The sequence below is a fragment of the Rhodococcus sp. UNC363MFTsu5.1 genome, from assembly GCF_000686785.1.
In the GTDB taxonomy this organism is placed as follows: Bacteria; Actinomycetota; Actinomycetes; order Mycobacteriales; family Mycobacteriaceae; genus Rhodococcus_G; species Rhodococcus_G maanshanensis.
In genome coordinates this window covers 44,487-59,479 of record NZ_KK366016.1, presented here as the reverse complement: position 1 = coordinate 59,479, position 14,993 = coordinate 44,487, and the positions used below count along the sequence as shown (strand labels likewise).

Genomic DNA, 14,993 nt, shown 5'->3' with positions numbered 1-14,993 from the left:
ATCGATGATCGCAATTGTCGATGGCGGACTGGGTGATCGGTGATGGCGCGGCCGGTACAGGTGGTGGTGCTGGGGGCAGGCTCGTGGGGGACCACGGTCGCGGGGCTCGCCGCGCGCAACACCCCGACGCTGCTGTGGGCCCGGGACCCGGACATCGCCGATGAGGTCAATTCCGAGCACCGCAACTCCCGCTATCTCGGCGACCGGGCCCTCCCCTCGGATTTGCGCGCGACGTCGGATATCGCCGAGGCCGCCGACGCGGCCGACGTCCTGGTGGTCGGGGTGCCCTCGCACGCGGTCCGCTCGACGCTGAGCGAGATCTCCAACGGGGTTCGCGCATGGGTGCCGGTGCTCTCGCTCGCGAAAGGGCTCGAGCCCGGCACCAGGCAGCGCCCCACCGAGGTGATCGCCGAATGCCTGCCGGGACACCCGGTCGGTCTGCTGGCCGGGCCGAACATCGCCAGGGAGATCGTCGACGGCCTTGCCGCCGCGTCGGTGGTCGCGACCCAGGACGACCGGGTGGCCACCGCGCTGCAGCCGCTGTTCGCCTCGCCGGTGTTCCGCGTGTACCGGAACACCGACGTGCTGGGCTGCGAGCTCGGCGGCATCCTCAAGAACATCGTCGCGATCGCCGCGGGCATGGCCGACGGCCTCGGGGTCGGGGACAACACCCGGGCGATGGTGCTCGCTCGCGGGCTCGCCGAGATGACCCGGCTCGGCGAGGCGATGGGGGCCAACCCGCGCACGTTCGCCGGGCTCACCGGCGTCGGCGACCTGATCGCGACCTGCATCAGCCCGGCCTCCCGCAATCGCCGGGTCGGCGAGGCGCTTGCCCGCGGGCTCACGATCGAGCAGACCCTCGCCGAACTCGGCCAGGTCGCCGAGGGCGTCAAGACCGCGCCGACGGTCATGGAACTGGCCCGCGACTACGAGGTCGAGATGCCGATCGCCGCGGAGGTGGAGGCGGTGGTCGCCGGCCGCCGCACCCCCGCGGAGGCGTATCGCGGGTTGCGGCGGGTGACTCCCGGCGACGAGGACGACATGGCCTGAGCAGCGAGGGCCGCCCGAGAGATCCCGGACGGCCCCACCGAGGCTCAAATGTCGTCAGCTACCGAAGCCCAGCTCCGAAGAGCCCCGTCCGGGTTCGGGCAAGACAGGCGGGCTGCCGATGATGAAGTTCAGGCCCATCCGATCCCATCCCAGGCTGCCCTCATGTCCGGCCACGTCGAAAGTGACTCCGCTGTCCGACTCGGTGCCGTTGGGGGCGTTCAGCGGGGCGCGGTACTCGGCAGAGAAAATAATGGACCCCCTGGACGGGATAGACCACCCGGCTCCTGGCGCCACCACCGAGACCGTGCCTGACCCCACGCTGGGAGCAATCGGTATCAACTCCGACGTGTAGTCGGCACGCACGATACGAAGTGTGGCGCTGCCCGGGACGTATGTGAAGCCGTCCGGCCCGTGATCGGTGATACGGGTGAAGAGCCGCTCGGGACCCTCTGTGACCCAGAATCGGTTGTCAGTTCTCACGACCTCCCCAGCAGGGACAAATACATCCCATGTCCCTCCATATCTGGTCTCCACGGTCTTCTCGACAGTGATGTTCTCGACCGTTCTGGTTATCCCGGGATCCCGCATCGCGGCCGCCGCGGTACCGGCGGCGAGGCCACCGGCCAGCACGGCCGAGGCGAAGACTACGGATGCGATCCGCCGCATCGTGGGACGAAACATGCACGAACTCCATTCAGTAGGGATGCTCACGCGGCACCTCGGTACCGCTGAACTCCCCCGGCCCCGAACACGCGTCGCGCCATCGTATGGCTCGGCAATCATCTTCGGGCACAGAAACCGAATATTGTTGTTGCGCTGCACTTTTGTTAAACACAATGCGTCGCCCGAACTTCGGGTCGCAGCGCGCCCCGGCGACGAGGACAACACGACCTGAGCGGTCAGGGCCGCCCGGGAGATCCCGGACGGCCCTGGTGCGGCCGCTGCCTGCCGCGACGACTGGGGCTACGAGCCGCAGGGGATGTTGAGGCCATCTCCACTGCACAGAGCCCACTGCCCGAGACCCTCCACGAGTTCGATCGCGTTCGGGTCGCGGACCGTCACCTTGACCCCCATCGGATTCCAGGTCTTGAGTCCGAGCCCATCCGCCTGGACGGAGAAACCGCTGTCCACGACCGACCCCCCTGCCGGGTATGCCGCCAGGCCGCCGAGGCGGTAACTGATCTCCAGAGTCAGGGTCTTGTCACCCTCGGACGCCACCGTCCAGTTGCCACTGAAGGTGGCCTCCCCGCTCACGACCGTGGGGGTCACATTCTCGGTCTTCATCGACCCGTCACGCCAGGCGGTGAGCTTGGCGCTACCGGGCACATATTGCCCGCTGGCACGATCAGTGATTCGGTCGATGATTCGGACAGGTGCACCGGTTGCCGAGATCGTGGTCCGGTAAGTGACGACCTGGCTCGGCGCGAGGACGTTCCGGCCGATGACCTCCCTTGTCACGGAAAGGTTCTCGAAGGTTTCGGTGACCGCACTCTGAGTATTCGGGTCGGCCGCACCCGAGGACCCGAGATCCGGCAAAGCCGACTGGGCGGTCGCGGCGCCGACACCGGCGGCGAGGCCACCGGCCAGCACGGCCGAGGCGAAGACTACGGATGCGACCCGGCGCATCGTGGGACGAAGCATGAACGAACTCCATTCAGTAGGGATGATCACGCGGCACCTCGGTACCGCTGAACTCCCCCGGCCCCAGACACGCGTTGCGTTATCGTATTGATCGGCGTCCGATCTGGTGCGGCAATGCGAATACTGTTGTTGCACTGCACTTGTCGTTAAACGCAATGATGCCACCCGGAATGCGGGTGGCATCATTGCGCCTCGGCAGCGATCGACTAGGAGCCACTCGGCCCGAGCAGCCCGATCTTCACGCCCATCTCGGGCCACTCTTGGGCCGCCTGCCCACTGACCTCGATAGCGGTACCGCTGTCGAAGACGTCGATGTCGAACGAGATGTCGGTGCGTACGCGGTACGTCACCTCGAAGGTGACGGTCTTGTTGCCCGTCGCCGAGACGACCCAGCCGACATCCTTGGATACGGCGAGGCGCCCACTGGCCTCGGCGGGAACGACACCCTCGGTCTTCATCTGGCCGTCCTGCCACGAGGTGACGGTCGCACTCCCCGACACGTAGCCGAGGACGAACGGGAAGATGTCGGTGATCTTGTTGACGATCCGGTCCGGACCGCCGGTGGCCGCGATGGTGGTCCGATAGGTGACCTGACCCGTGGTCGCGATCTTGTTGCTGCCGACAACGGCCTTGGTCACCGCGAGGTTGTCAGAGGTCACCGTGGCGGAGGCGGGCAACTCCTGGCCGTTCGCGCTGGAGCCGAGGTCCAGCTGAGCCGGCCCGCCCGCCGTGGAGCCGAAGTCGAACAAGTTCGGTGCGGCGGACGCGGCGCCCGTGCCGAGGGTCAGGCCACCGCTGGCGAGCAGGGCCGAGGTGGCGACGGCGGATACGAGGCGACGCATCATGGGACGGGACATGCGGGATCTCCGTTCGGTAGGTGAGACACGCGCCCCCGAACGCGTGTCGCGCCATCGTATGGACGCACACCCCACCCCGCGCATGAATCCGAATATTACTGTCGCACTTGATAAATCGTTAGAGGAAACAAACATCGAGACAACGGCGGCGGAGCCATCACCGAAACCGGGGATGGGGTGGCCTTGCTGAGCCAGTTGCACCCCCGCTGCATACCGTCTACTCTCGGTGCCCATGAAGCGCATCAAGCTCGTATTCCGCCCGTAGCGGGGTCTGATTCGGACCGACCCCTCGCTGCGGGTCGTCGAGCTATCTGTTGGTCCTTCCTCTCCATTCAGGAAGACCGCTTCAATGAACTCTCTTCAGGCATATGCCTCGCACACCGCCACCACCGCGTCTGACCCGTTCGCGCTGCGTTTCGGCATGCCGCTCCCCCACGCGCTGCGAACCGAGGCCGCGGGCATGAGCTGGCGCACGTTCCTCTCCACCTACTCACCGTCCGGCGGTCCGATCCGCTTCGGCCGATGGTCCGCGCACGCCCTCGGCGCCGGCCGCTCCGAGTTCCGGGCCACCCTCGCCCTCGGCGACACCATCCACCAGGCCGAGGCCACCGCCGCCGGGCCGATCGCGGCGCTCACCTCGATGCTCTACGACGCCGGCCTGCCGCTGGAGATCCTGTCGTTCCACCAGCAGAAGATCGGCGACGGACGCACCGCGACCTTCCTGCTGTGCGAGCACGGCGGGCGCAGGCATTGGGCGGCCGGCCTCGCGGACACCGCGACCGAGTCGTCCGTCGAGGCGATGATCGCGGCCGCCAACATCCTGCACGGCTAGACGGTCAGGGCATCTCCACGGTCTCCGCGCGGGCGACCTCGCCGATCGCCCTTCGGATGTAGCCCGACCCGGGCGCATCCGCGGCCGTGAGCAGGTCCGCGATCACCAGGGTCGCGTACCGGGGCAGATCCGCGCGCGCCAGCGGGCGCGGGTCCTCCTCGGGATCGGTCAGCCCCAGCGCACCGGTCAGCACCACGACGAGCACCGACACGTCCAGATCGGGCACCCACGGCGCGGCGGACCGGGCGCAGCGCCCGAGCACGGCCTGCACGTCGTCGCCGGTCAATCCGTCGGGATGCAACTCCTCCAGCAACTCGCGCACGATCGACGCGTGCACCACGGTGACCTGCTCCTGCTCGAGGGCGGCGAGCCGGACGGACGCCTCGACGAAGGGCTCGGGTTCGGCGGCGCGTGCCGCGGCGACGGCGGCGTCGGTCGCGTCGGCGATCTCACGGGCGGCGGACGGCCATTCGGTGGGCCACATCGGGTGGTTCTGCTCCTTCGAATTCAGTCCGGCGGCACCATATTCCGATCCCGCCAGTTCCGGGCGGCGGGTGGGATCCGACGACTCAGTTCAGCTCGGCGCGCATGAGGAAGACGTTGTAGTCGGACCACGTCGAGATGGTGAAGTACAGGTCGTCACCCGTCGACCAGGGGTGGATGAAGCCACCGTACAGCTCGGGATACTCGGTGACGCTGACCAGCGGCGCCGGCTCCGACCACTGCCCCTGCGGCGAGTCGGATTCGCGCAGGACGATGGCGGTCCTGGCGGTGTCGAGATAGACCATCTGCCAGACCCGACGGACCTCGTCGTATCGGACCGAGACCTCGGCCACCGGGCCGCGCACCACCGGCGTCGCTGCCGCCTGCCCGCCGACCGGGGTCCAGACCCCGTCCTGCCAGTACTGGTACGCCGACGTGTTGAGCACGTCCCCGACCGGCACCCGGGCCAGCCCCAGGTCCCCGAGCCGGGTGTTGGGGGTGCCGAACATGTAGACGTACCCGCCCTGCGGGACCATCGCGCTCACCTGGAAGTTGGAGAGCCCGAATATGTTGTCCCACCGTGCATACGGATCCTTGACCCAGGTCTGACCGTGGTCGTCGGAGTAGGCGATGCCGCCGTGATTGGTGAACCAGGTGCCGGGGATGCTGTTCCACGTGCGGATGGACATATAGCTCATGTACTGCCGGTCGCCGATCGCGAAACCCGAGGTGGGGATGGTGGTGATCTCCACGTTGTCCAGCTTCCGGCTGCCGAGCAGCTCCGCGGCGTGACAACGCCCGTCCTGCACCATGGAGTCGAAACTCATACCGTCCGAGAGGTTCTCGTCGCTACTGAAGGCCAGCACGTTGCTGCGCCAGTCGCCGCCCTGGCCGCCCGGCGGGTGGAAACCCCTGCCGACCGTGTCGCCGAACGCGACGGCGACCTCGCCGGGCGCGCTCTCCCACATGATGCCCAGATCGGTGCCGTTCACCTGCCAGCGCTTGTCGGTGCGGTTGATCGAACCGGCACCCGTCTCCTTCGCGACCCGGGTGACCGCGCCGACCGCCGGCGTCGGCCGGGGGGTCGAGTGCGCCGCCGCCTCCGTCGGCGGGAACACAGGAGCTGGGCGCGCGGCCTGCTGCCCCGGATCCGGCCCAGGCACCGGAATACCCAGGTGGAACGGCTGGAACTTGAGACCGATCTCGGGGATCCGCAAAGCCTTCGCCAGCGTGTCGGGCTCGGGAGGCCCCGCATCTGTCAGGTCGGGGCAGGGATCGACGCAGGTGTCCTGCGGTAGCGCCTGTGCGGGAATCCGGGTCGGGGTGGTCGTCGGCGCCGGGAACGGCACCGCGGTGACCACCGGGACCGGGATCGGGATCTCGAGTTTCTCCGGCAGCAACGCCGCCGTGGTGGTCACCAGGTCGGCGGCACAGGATCCGCTCCCCTGCGCTCCTGTCCGGTCCGACCCCAACGGAGCGGCGACGGCACCCGGTTTCTCCGCGTAGACCACCGCACAGGAACCGATCACCACGGCCGCGACTGCGACGGCAAGCCTGCGTGTCAATGGCACCTCCGCGTTGAGCACTGCTCGGGCCCGCAGACCCGCCACCGGGCTAACCACGTTGCCGTCGGAATCTAGCATCGACGTGCGAGAACTCCACGTCTCCCGGGCCGGGTGTCGACTGGAAACGCCACCACCCCTACGCTGGCTGCACCCGAATCGAGGTGAACGGTGTCACAGTCCAACCATTCGAGTCCCGTCGGCCCCTACGCGTCGGGACCGCCCGCGGCCGCGCTGTCGGTCCACATGCCCGACCTCAACAAGTTCGGCCCGGCCCAGCTGTGGCGCGCCCTTGTGGTCGGGGTGGTGATCATCGCCTGCGCGGGATACGCGGTGCTCACCAAGCCGTTCCTGCGGCGCGGCGAGACCTGGGCCGACGCCGCATCGGAGGGTGTGGTCAACGCCTTCGAGGCGCTCGGCCCGACCTTCGTCAAACTCGGGCAGCTGATGGCCTCCTCCTCCGGGGTGTTCCCCGCCCCGCTCGCCAACGCCTGCCTGCGCTGTCTCGACGACGTGCCGCCGGTGTCCGCGCAAAAGGCCAGGGAGGTGATCGAGGGCGACCTGGGCGGGCGCGTCGACGAGATCTTCGCGAGCTTCGACGACGAGCCCCTTGCCGCGGCGTCCGTCGCGCAGGTGCACGCCTGCGTGCTCCCCGACGGTCGCGAGGCGGTGATCAAGGTGCAGCGGCCTGGCATCTATCACCGGATGCTCGTCGACCTACGCACCGCGTATGGCGGCGCCAAACTGCTCGAGCGACTCTTCGAGTTCTTCCGGATCGCGAACGCCACGGCCATCATCCGGGACCTGCACGCCGCCACGATGACTGAGCTCAACAGCGCCGTCGAGGCCGACAGGCAGACCCGGTTCCGGGACGCCATCTGGGCATTCGGCGACAACAAGGGCGTGACGGCGCCCGAGGTGTACTGGGACTACTGCGGCCCCCACGTGATCTGCATGGAACGGCTGCACGGCGTACCGCTCGACCGGTTTGTCCCCGACGCCGACCACGACACCACGATGCTGATCCGGCGCGGCGTCAAGGCCTGGATCGAGTCGATCACCGTCCACGGCCCGTTCCACGGCGATGTGCACGCGGGAAACCTGTGGGCGCTCGACGACGGACGCATCGCCTTCCTCGACTTCGGCATCGTCGGTGAGCTGCCGGAGGTATGGCGGTCGATCCTGCGGGACATGTTCTACGCCAACCTCATCGACGGCGATTTCGCCCGAGTGGCGCGCGGCATCCGGGACCTCGGTTACACCGCGGAGGTCGAGGCGGGCGACGCCGAGATCGGCATGCAGGTCGCCGCCGTCCTGGCCCCGGTGTTCACCAACGACCTGGCCGAACTGAATCTGGGTGCGCTCATCATGGCCCTGGTCCAGCTCGGCAAGCAGTGGGGAGTCGCCAGCCCGGAGGAGCTGGTCCTGTTCGGCAAGCAGCTCGGCTACTTCGAGCGGTACGCCACGCGGCTCGCTCCCGGGTGGGTGATCGGCAAGGACCCCTACCTGTTCCGGAACGTCTTCCCCGAGGCGGTAGCCGAGCGGGTGGCCACCTCGGGCGTCGCGCTGCCCGACGACTGAGCGGCGATCGTCCCCGCCGCGCGGAGCCGGCGCCCGGGCCGGTCAGCCCGGGCCGGTCAGCCCGGGCCCAGCCTGCGCCGTAGCGCGATGGCGTCGAACGGTGCGCGGCCGCGCTCGTCGTTGTCGAAGTAGACGAACACGTCGAGACCGTCTGCACGCCAACCGCCGATCCTCGTCGCCCACGCGTCAAGGGCACGATCGCTGTAGCCGCTCGCATAGAGCTCGGTATCGCCGTGCAGCCGTACATACTTGAAATCGCTTGTGCTCCTGTCGAACACCGGATATCGGCCCGCCGAGTCCGAGACCACCAGGGCCACATCGTTCTGTTCGATCAGCGCCACCGCCTCCGGGTCGCCGAAGCTGACGTGGCGCGCCTCGAGAGCGTGTCGGACCGGGCGTGGCGCATCAGTGACGGTGAGCGCGATGCCCTCGGGCACCTTGTCGTCGTGGCGCGCGGCGAGTTCAGCGGCGTCGGTCGTGGTCCGCGGCAGCGCGGCGAGAAAGCCGGCGACGCGTTCGGGGTCGAACGCGAGCGTGGGCGGCAGCTGCCACAGGATCGGGCCGAGCTTGGCGTGCAGCGCGAGCGGGCCGGACGCGAAGAAATTGGCCAGCGCGGTGTCCACGTCGCGCAGGCGTTTCATGTGGGTGATGTAGCGGCCACCCTTGACCGCGAACACGAAGCCGTCGGGGGTCTCGTCCCGCCACCGGGCGAAGGACTCCGGGGCCTGCAGAGCATAGAAGGATCCGTTGATCTCGATCGACGCCATCCTGGCCGCGGCGTACGCCAACTCCCGCCGGTGCGCCAGGCCGACGGGATAGAAATCGCCTCGCCATCCGGGATACGTCCATCCGGAGATCCCGACACGGACTTCCGCCATGAGCCGAGCGTAGATCCGCTGCGGTTTGCCCGATACCGCACCGGCCGCAGGGCGAGAGGAGGACGATGGATGCACCAGAAACCGAGCCGAGGGACATGATCATGCCCAAATATCTGTGGCAGGTCGGCTACACCCAGGATGGCGCCAACGGCCTCCTCGCCGAAGGCGGATCGGGACGCCGCGACGCGATCGTGCAGGCGGTCGAGAGCGTCGGTGGGACCGTCGAGAGCTGCTATTTCGCGTTCGGCGGCCACGATCTCTACGTCATCGGGGAGGTGCCCGACGAGGTCGCCGCGGCGGCGCTGAGCATCCGCACCGCGGCGAGCGGCGCGGCCCGTACCGTGACCGTCACCCTGCTGACCCCCGAGCAGATCGACGATGCGGCCAAGCGGCCGGCGAGCTACCGTCCGCCAGGTCGCTGACGTCCACGGCGGCAGGTCGGCCACGAGGGTTCGGCGCCTCACCGCGGCCCCGAGGGCCGCGTCGGCCTACGTACGGAGAGCGCCGGGCACGTTCGTCTGGCTGGCGATCCTGCTCGTGACGTCCGTGGTGGGCCGCCACCTCGCGCCGGACCTGCTGACCGACGTGCTCGGCGATCGGTCGACCAACCTGCACCACCTGGCCGAGAATCCGGTACGGGTGCTGATCACCAGCGCATTCTGGCTGGCGGGCGGCGGCTGGGTCACCTATTTCGTCGTCTACAACGTCTTCCATGTGCCCGCCGAACGCTGGCTCGGCACGCTGCGGTGGCTCGGCGTCGTCGTGATCGCGCACGTCGGCGCCACCTACGTCAGCGAGGGCGTCCTGTATTGGGCGATCCAGCACGGTCACGCCCCGGAGTCCGCGGTCGACACCCTCGACTACGGGGTCAGCTATGCCCTGGCGGGGGTGGTGGCGGTGCTGACGTATCGGATCGCCGCGCCCTGGCGCTACGTCTACCTGGCCGGCGTGCTCCTCTTCTACGCGGTACCGCTGCTCGGTGGCGTCACCTTCACCGACATCGGCCACCTCACCGCCGCACTCCTCGGCCTCGCCTGCTATCCCCTCGTTCGTGCCCGCCCTGGGGTGTGGGACCCGATCGCTGCCGCGCGGGCGATCGACCGGCGGGTCCGCGGGCGGGGGTGATGCCCCTTTCGGTCGTCAGCGCGCCGCGTCGAGCAGCACGCGGGCGGCATCCCTGGCCTGCCGGGCGGGCAGGGGTGAGCCGGCGATCGCCGCGGTCGCCATCGCCCCGTTCGCGAGGATCGCGAGCTGGTCGGCCAGCGGCGCCGCCAGGCCCGCGGCGGAGACGAGCTCGCGCAGACACCTGAGCAGCGCCGCCTTGTTCGCCTTCGCGATGTCGGCGACGGCCTGATTCCCGCCGCCCAGCTCGCCGAAGGTGTTGATGAACGTACAGCCCCGGAAGTCCTCCCGCCGAAACCAGTCGTCCAGGTAGTCGAACACGCCGAGAATCCGGTCGCGGGGGTCGTCGATCGGGTCGAGGAAACGGGCCAGCTCCTCCTGCACGGCGAGGTCACGCCTGTGCAGCACCGCTTCCACCAGCCGGTCCTTGGCCGGATACAGCCGATAGAGGCGCTTGAGCGAGACCCCGGAGCGCGAGCGGATCTCGTCCATCCCGACTGCCTGCACGCCGCGCTCGTTGAACAGCGCCTCGGCCGCGTCGAGCAGCTGGGCGTCTGCGGTATCCGGATCCATCTCTCACCTCGACACTTGCGCGGAGAACCATCGTTCTCTACTGTACACGTCAGAGCGGAGAACGCTCGTTCTCCCATGAACGTCAGGAGCCACCATGTCCAGCTTCGACACCCGCCACCGCACCGCGACGATCGATGGACTCGAGGTCTCCTACCGGGAGTCCGGCCACCCGGACAGCCCGACCCTCGTTCTCCTGCACGGATTTCCGAGCAGCTCGCACATGTTCCGGAACCTGATCGCCGAGCTCGCGGACGAGTTCCACGTGCTCGCGCCCGACCACATCGGCTTCGGCCGCTCGGCGATGCCCGCGGTCGACGAGTTCGACTACAGCTTCGACCGCCTCGCCGAGATCACCGACCAGCTCCTCGACCGACTCGGTATCGACCGCTTCGCGCTCTACATCCAGGACTACGGCGCACCGATCGGGTTGCGGATCGCCGCCAAGCACCCGGACCGCATCACCGCGCTGATCACCCAGAGCGGCAATGCCTACCGGGAGGGGTTCACCCCCTTCTGGGACGTGCTGTTCGCGCACGCGCAGAACCGCGCGGAACACGAGCCCGCGGTCCGCGAACTGCTCGAGCTCGATGCGACGCGATGGCAGTACACCCACGGCGTCCCCGCCGACCGGCTGGACCGGATCGCGCCCGAGACCTGGCTGACGGACCAGGCGGGTCTGGACCGACCGGGTAACAAGGAGATTCAACTCCAGCTGTTCTGGGACTACCAGTTCAACCTCGACGGGTACCCCGCGTTCCAGGAGTACTTCCGAACCCACCGTCCGCCGACGTTGGTGGCCTGGGGCCGCGGCGACGAGATCTTCGGCCCCGCGGGCGCCGAGGCGTTCGCGACCGATCTCCCCGACGCGGAGATCCACCTGCTCGACGCCGGCCACTTCGCACTGGAGACCCACGGACAGGAGATCGCCGACCTGATCCGGGACTTCCTCCGTCGAAACCTCTGATCCCGCAACGCTTGCCAGAAGGAGCCCCCATGTCCGTGCTCACCAGCGCCTCCGCCACGATCGCCCGCCGGGGCACCACCGCCTCGGCCCTCAGCGCGGCGGCGGCGGCGCTGATCATCATCGCGGCCCTGGCCACGGCCGAACACCTGCTCGGCCTCGCGGTCTTCGCGCTGCCGTTCGTGGCGTCGGCCGCCCTGATCGCCCTCGCCCCCTCCGGACCGCCGGCGAGACCGGGAGCGATCCTGCGGGCCTACCCGGCCGCCGCGGCGACGGCCCTGCCCATCACCGCGGTCCTCGGCCCGTCGGAGACCGCCGTCGCGGCCTCGGTCGTCGCGACGGTCGCGCTGATGGCCATCCTGCGTGCGCCACACATCCCCGCGGCGCTGTGCGCAGGCGGCATCGGGCTCACCGGCCCGGGACTCGGCTACCTCCCGCACACCCTGATACCCGCGGTGGCGATCGTGCTGGTGGCCGCGGTGGCGGCAGGGCGGATCGTGCCCGGCTTCGAGTACCCGCTGCGCGGGTGATACTGGTCGACACCCGATGGAGGTGAGGCCGATGAACATGGTGCGCAGGATCGTGGACCTGTCACATCCGATCGACACCGGCATGCCGGTGTACCCCGGCGACCCGGTACCGAGACTGACCCCGCACTGCACCGTGGCCCGCGACGGCTACAACGTCCTGCGCGTGGAGATGGGATCCCAGTCCGGCACCCATGTCGACGCGCCGGTGCACCTGCGGGACGGCGACACCCCGATCGACCGAATGGACCTGTCGCTCTTCGTCGGCCGCGGCATCGTCATCGACGTGCGCGGACTGGCGCCCCGGCAGTCGATTACCCCGGCGATGGTGGCCGGGCCCGCCGAATCGGTGCGGCCCGGCGACATCGCGCTGATCCACACGGGGTGGGACCGGCACTACGGCACCGACGCCTACTACGGTCACCCGTTCCTCGGCGCCGACGCCTGCGTGCTGCTGCTCGAGCGCGGGGTGCGGGCATTCTGCCTCGACGCGCCGAGCATCGACCCATCCGGCGACGAGGACACGGACTATCCGGCGCACCACCTGATCGCCGACGCCGGCGGCGTGATCGCCGAGAACCTCTGCAACCTCGAGCTCGTCGACTTCCCCGACCCCCTGATCAGCATCCTGCCGGTGAAGCTGGCGGGTGGCGACGGCGCGCCCGTGCGGGCGGTCGCGATGGAGCTCGGCCGGACCTGACCGTCACCGGCGGCGGCCGACCAGCCCGACCGCCGCCTCCTCGATCTGCTCCTCGGAGACCAGCACCAGGCGCGCCGCCTCGCCGAGCGGCACGAAGCTGTCCTCGCTCGTGACCCGCGCGATCCGACCCTCGAAACCCGCGTCGACGAGCGCCGCGATCACCCCCTCCGAGACGCCGCCGGATCTGCGGGTCTCGTCGACCACCAGCACCCGCCCGGTCAGACGCGCCTCGCGGAGCAGGTCAGCCACCGGCAGCGGCGCCAGCCATCGCAGGTCGAACACCCGCGCGTCGAGACCACGCGCACGCAGCCGCCGGGCGACCCGCAGGCTCATCCGAAGTCCGTTCCCGAAGGTCACGATGGTCAGATCCGTTCCGTCCCCGTGGGTGCTCCCACTCCCGATCGGTACGTGCGTCGCGGCCCAGCGGTCCGGCCCCGCGTACGGCGCGAGCCAGCCCTCGTCCCCCGGCACGTGCAGGTCACGCTCGTGGTACAGCGCGATCGGCTCGAGGAAGACACACACCGCGCCTTGGGTTTTCGCGGCGGCGACGCAGGTGCGGAGCATGGCGGCGGCGGCGTCGGGCCGGGCGGGGGAGGCCACCACCAGACCGGGGATGTCGCGCAGCACGGCGACCGCGTTGTCGTTGTGGAAGTGCCCCCCGAAACCCTTCTGGTAGCCATAGCCCGCAACCCGCACCACCATCGGGTTTCGGTAGCGTCCCACCGAGAAGAATCCCAATGTCGTTGCCTCGCCTCGGATCTGGTCCTCCGCGTTGTGCAGATAGGCGAGGTACTGAATCTCGGGAATGGGCAGCAGACCGGAGACGCCCGCGCCGAGCGCGAGACCGAGCACGGTCTGTTCGTCGAGCGGGGTGTCGAAGACCCGGGCGGCACCCACCCGGTTCGCGAGCCCTCGGGTGACACCGTAGACCCCACCCTTGCGCGCAACGTCCTCACCGAAGACCATCGCCTCGGGGTGGGCGACGAGGAGGTCGAGCAGGGCGCGGTTGATCGACTGCGCGAGGGTGAGACGGCCCGCCTGCTCGGGTAGCGATCCGTCGAAAACCTCTGTTCGACAATGCACCTCGGACCGTATCTCGACCTCGGCGGCCACCCGCTCGGGGTCCGGCCCGCGCAGCGGCGACATGACTTCGGCGGTCGTCGTCAGCCGGGGGAGCAGGGACACCTCGCGGGCGAGGGTGAGTACCTCGTCACGCTTGCGCTGGTACCGGGCGAGCACCTCGGCCGGCGTCAGGGCGCCGGACTCGATGAGCAGCCGGGCCGTGCCGAGCAGCGGGTCCCTGCGTTGTTCGGCGGCGATCACCGCGGGAGATCGGTAGGCCGATTCGACGTCCGATCCCGCGTGGCCCATCAGCCGGACCGTGCGCAGGTGCAGGAACGCCGGGCGCCTGCGCTCGCGCACCCAGTGCGCGGCCCGCGTTGCCGCGTCGGCGGCGTCGGCGAGGTCGCAGCCGTCCGCGGCGAAGTACTCGAGCCCCGCCCGCCCCGAGTACGCGGACTCGATCCAGCCACCGGGGGTCGGCACGCTGACGCCGATGCCGTTGTCCTCACAGACCAACAGCAGTGGCAGCGGCATCCCCTCGTACGCGCCCAGCGCCGCCGCGTTGATCGCACCGACCGCCGTCGAGTGATTGGCGGAGGCGTCCCCGAAGCTGCACACGGCAACGGCGTCCGCGGGCCAGGGTGCATCGACGCCCAGCCTGCGAGCCCTCCCGATCGCGAACGCGACACCGAGCGCGCGCGGCAGGTGCGAGGCGATGGTGGAGGTCTGCGGGATCACCGCGAGGTCATGTCGCCCGAACACCTTGTGCCGCCCGCCGGAGATCGGGTCGGCGGCGGCCGCGACCACGCCGAGCAGCACGTCTCGCAGCGGATCGCCGCCGCCCACCTGCCGCGCGCGTTCGAGGAAGAAGCCGCCGGACCGGTAGTGCAACAACGCCGGGTCGGTCGGCCGCAGAGCGCCGGCCACGGCCGCATTGCCCTCGTGACCAGACGAACCGATCGTGTAGAAACCCGCCCCACCGGCCCGCAGCACGCGGGCCGCGAGATCGAGGTGTCTGCTGCCCAGTTGGGCGTCGAAGAGCTCCAGGCAACGGGCGACGGTGAGCATCGAACCCTCGCGGACGGGTTCCGTCGGGGCGGGCGGGCGCCGGGTGGTCGGGCCCGCCATCGCCGCGACGGTCTCGATGAACTGCTCATCGATCGC

At 69.4% G+C, this 14,993-nt stretch carries 15 protein-coding genes and 1 pseudogene; 8 read left to right on the top strand and 8 right to left on the bottom strand.

The window, feature by feature from the left end; translation table 11 throughout:
- Positions 1 to 42 precede the first annotated feature (42 nt).
- Entirely contained in the window at positions 43 to 1,050 is a 1,008-nt protein-coding gene (locus tag BR31_RS0126405; RefSeq protein WP_027503571.1) for an NAD(P)H-dependent glycerol-3-phosphate dehydrogenase, read from the top strand.
- Positions 1,051 to 1,104: 54 nt separating this feature from the next.
- Here the strand turns inward: BR31_RS0126405 and BR31_RS0126400 are convergent, their stop codons facing one another.
- From BR31_RS0126400 to BR31_RS0126390, 3 genes are all read right to left on the bottom strand, one after another.
- Positions 1,105 to 1,731, bottom strand: coding sequence for a hypothetical protein (locus BR31_RS0126400; protein ID WP_027503570.1), 627 nt, complete (start codon positions 1,729 to 1,731; stop codon positions 1,105 to 1,107).
- Between the two features lie 282 nt (positions 1,732 to 2,013).
- Positions 2,014 to 2,691, bottom strand: a complete 678-nt coding sequence (locus tag BR31_RS0126395; RefSeq protein ID WP_156042639.1) for a hypothetical protein — start codon at positions 2,689 to 2,691, stop codon at positions 2,014 to 2,016.
- 206 nt (positions 2,692 to 2,897) lie between these two features.
- The gene (locus BR31_RS0126390) at positions 2,898 to 3,548 is read right to left on the bottom strand and encodes a hypothetical protein (RefSeq protein ID WP_156042638.1); all 651 of its coding nucleotides are present in this window, start codon (positions 3,546 to 3,548) and stop codon (positions 2,898 to 2,900) included.
- A gap of 349 nt (positions 3,549 to 3,897) precedes the next feature.
- Here BR31_RS0126390 and BR31_RS0126385 point away from each other — a divergent pair, with 349 nt between their 5' ends.
- Entirely contained in the window at positions 3,898 to 4,380 is a 483-nt protein-coding gene (locus BR31_RS0126385) for an alpha-isopropylmalate synthase regulatory domain-containing protein (protein WP_027503567.1), read from the top strand.
- A 4-nt stretch (positions 4,381 to 4,384) separates the two neighbouring features.
- On the opposite strand, the gene BR31_RS0126380 is transcribed toward BR31_RS0126385, so the two are convergent.
- Both BR31_RS0126380 and BR31_RS0126375 read right to left on the bottom strand, forming a co-directional pair.
- Positions 4,385 to 4,864 carry a hypothetical protein gene (locus BR31_RS0126380; protein ID WP_027503566.1) on the bottom strand — a complete coding sequence of 160 codons (480 nt, stop codon included), beginning with the start codon at positions 4,862 to 4,864 and terminating at the stop codon, positions 4,385 to 4,387.
- 85 nt (positions 4,865 to 4,949) lie between these two features.
- Complete coding sequence (locus BR31_RS0126375) at positions 4,950 to 6,428, bottom strand: DUF4185 domain-containing protein (RefSeq protein WP_027503565.1); 1,479 nt, start codon at positions 6,426 to 6,428, stop codon at positions 4,950 to 4,952.
- Between the two features lie 243 nt (positions 6,429 to 6,671).
- On the opposite strand from BR31_RS0126375, the gene BR31_RS0126370 reads away from it, so the two are divergent.
- Positions 6,672 to 8,006, top strand: a complete 1,335-nt coding sequence (locus BR31_RS0126370) for an ABC1 kinase family protein (RefSeq protein ID WP_081830706.1) — start codon at positions 6,672 to 6,674, stop codon at positions 8,004 to 8,006.
- Positions 8,007 to 8,062: 56 nt separating this feature from the next.
- On the opposite strand, the gene BR31_RS0126365 is transcribed toward BR31_RS0126370, so the two are convergent.
- The gene (locus tag BR31_RS0126365; protein ID WP_027503563.1) at positions 8,063 to 8,884 is read right to left on the bottom strand and encodes a DUF72 domain-containing protein; all 822 of its coding nucleotides are present in this window, start codon (positions 8,882 to 8,884) and stop codon (positions 8,063 to 8,065) included.
- 101 nt (positions 8,885 to 8,985) lie between these two features.
- Here BR31_RS0126365 and BR31_RS0126360 point away from each other — a divergent pair, with 101 nt between their 5' ends.
- Positions 8,986 to 9,306, top strand: a complete 321-nt coding sequence (locus BR31_RS0126360; RefSeq protein WP_027503562.1) for a GYD domain-containing protein — start codon at positions 8,986 to 8,988, stop codon at positions 9,304 to 9,306.
- Positions 9,307 to 9,340: 34 nt separating this feature from the next.
- A pseudogene (locus BR31_RS30305) lies at positions 9,341 to 10,009 on the top strand (rhomboid-like protein); the annotation flags it as partial.
- Between the two features lie 15 nt (positions 10,010 to 10,024).
- Here the strand turns inward: BR31_RS30305 and BR31_RS0126350 are convergent.
- Entirely contained in the window at positions 10,025 to 10,579 is a 555-nt protein-coding gene (locus BR31_RS0126350; protein ID WP_027503561.1) for a TetR/AcrR family transcriptional regulator, read from the bottom strand.
- Positions 10,580 to 10,673: 94 nt separating this feature from the next.
- Here BR31_RS0126350 and BR31_RS0126345 point away from each other — a divergent pair, with 94 nt between their 5' ends.
- The 3 genes from BR31_RS0126345 to BR31_RS0126335 are packed head-to-tail and all read left to right on the top strand — an operon-like array spanning position 10,674 to position 12,767.
- The gene (locus BR31_RS0126345) at positions 10,674 to 11,543 is read left to right on the top strand and encodes an alpha/beta fold hydrolase (protein ID WP_027503560.1); all 870 of its coding nucleotides are present in this window, start codon (positions 10,674 to 10,676) and stop codon (positions 11,541 to 11,543) included.
- A 29-nt stretch (positions 11,544 to 11,572) separates the two neighbouring features.
- On the top strand, positions 11,573 to 12,070 hold the full coding sequence (locus BR31_RS0126340) for an HPP family protein (RefSeq protein WP_027503559.1): 498 nt from the start codon (positions 11,573 to 11,575) through the stop codon (positions 12,068 to 12,070).
- A 31-nt stretch (positions 12,071 to 12,101) separates the two neighbouring features.
- Complete coding sequence (locus tag BR31_RS0126335) at positions 12,102 to 12,767, top strand: cyclase family protein (RefSeq protein ID WP_027503558.1); 666 nt, start codon at positions 12,102 to 12,104, stop codon at positions 12,765 to 12,767.
- Between the two features lie 3 nt (positions 12,768 to 12,770).
- On the opposite strand, the gene BR31_RS0126330 is transcribed toward BR31_RS0126335, so the two are convergent.
- Positions 12,771 to 14,897, bottom strand: coding sequence for a thiamine pyrophosphate-dependent enzyme (locus BR31_RS0126330; protein WP_442970258.1), 2,127 nt, complete (start codon positions 14,895 to 14,897; stop codon positions 12,771 to 12,773).
- Between the last annotated feature and the right edge of the window lie 96 nt (positions 14,898 to 14,993).

Bases quoted from the DNA above. Each gene is read 5' to 3' on its own strand.
- BR31_RS0126330 (WP_442970258.1), bottom strand. From the start codon at position 14,897: ATGCTCACCGTCGCCCGTTGCCTGGAGCTCTTCGACGCCCAACTGGGC.
- BR31_RS0126350 (WP_027503561.1), bottom strand. From the start codon at position 10,579: ATGGATCCGGATACCGCAGACGCCCAGCTGCTCGACGCGGCCGAGGCG.
- BR31_RS0126360 (WP_027503562.1), top strand. From the start codon at position 8,986: ATGCCCAAATATCTGTGGCAGGTCGGCTACACCCAGGATGGCGCCAAC.
- BR31_RS0126380 (WP_027503566.1), bottom strand. From the start codon at position 4,864: ATGTGGCCCACCGAATGGCCGTCCGCCGCCCGTGAGATCGCCGACGCG.
- BR31_RS0126385 (WP_027503567.1), top strand. From the start codon at position 3,898: ATGAACTCTCTTCAGGCATATGCCTCGCACACCGCCACCACCGCGTCT.
- BR31_RS0126370 (WP_081830706.1), top strand. From the start codon at position 6,672: ATGCCCGACCTCAACAAGTTCGGCCCGGCCCAGCTGTGGCGCGCCCTT.
- BR31_RS0126390 (WP_156042638.1), bottom strand. From the start codon at position 3,548: ATGTCCCGTCCCATGATGCGTCGCCTCGTATCCGCCGTCGCCACCTCG.
- BR31_RS0126365 (WP_027503563.1), bottom strand. From the start codon at position 8,884: ATGGCGGAAGTCCGTGTCGGGATCTCCGGATGGACGTATCCCGGATGG.
- BR31_RS0126400 (WP_027503570.1), bottom strand. From the start codon at position 1,731: ATGTTTCGTCCCACGATGCGGCGGATCGCATCCGTAGTCTTCGCCTCG.
- BR31_RS0126395 (WP_156042639.1), bottom strand. From the start codon at position 2,691: ATGCTTCGTCCCACGATGCGCCGGGTCGCATCCGTAGTCTTCGCCTCG.
- BR31_RS0126405 (WP_027503571.1), top strand. From the start codon at position 43: ATGGCGCGGCCGGTACAGGTGGTGGTGCTGGGGGCAGGCTCGTGGGGG.
- BR31_RS0126345 (WP_027503560.1), top strand. From the start codon at position 10,674: ATGTCCAGCTTCGACACCCGCCACCGCACCGCGACGATCGATGGACTC.
- BR31_RS0126340 (WP_027503559.1), top strand. From the start codon at position 11,573: ATGTCCGTGCTCACCAGCGCCTCCGCCACGATCGCCCGCCGGGGCACC.
- BR31_RS0126335 (WP_027503558.1), top strand. From the start codon at position 12,102: ATGAACATGGTGCGCAGGATCGTGGACCTGTCACATCCGATCGACACC.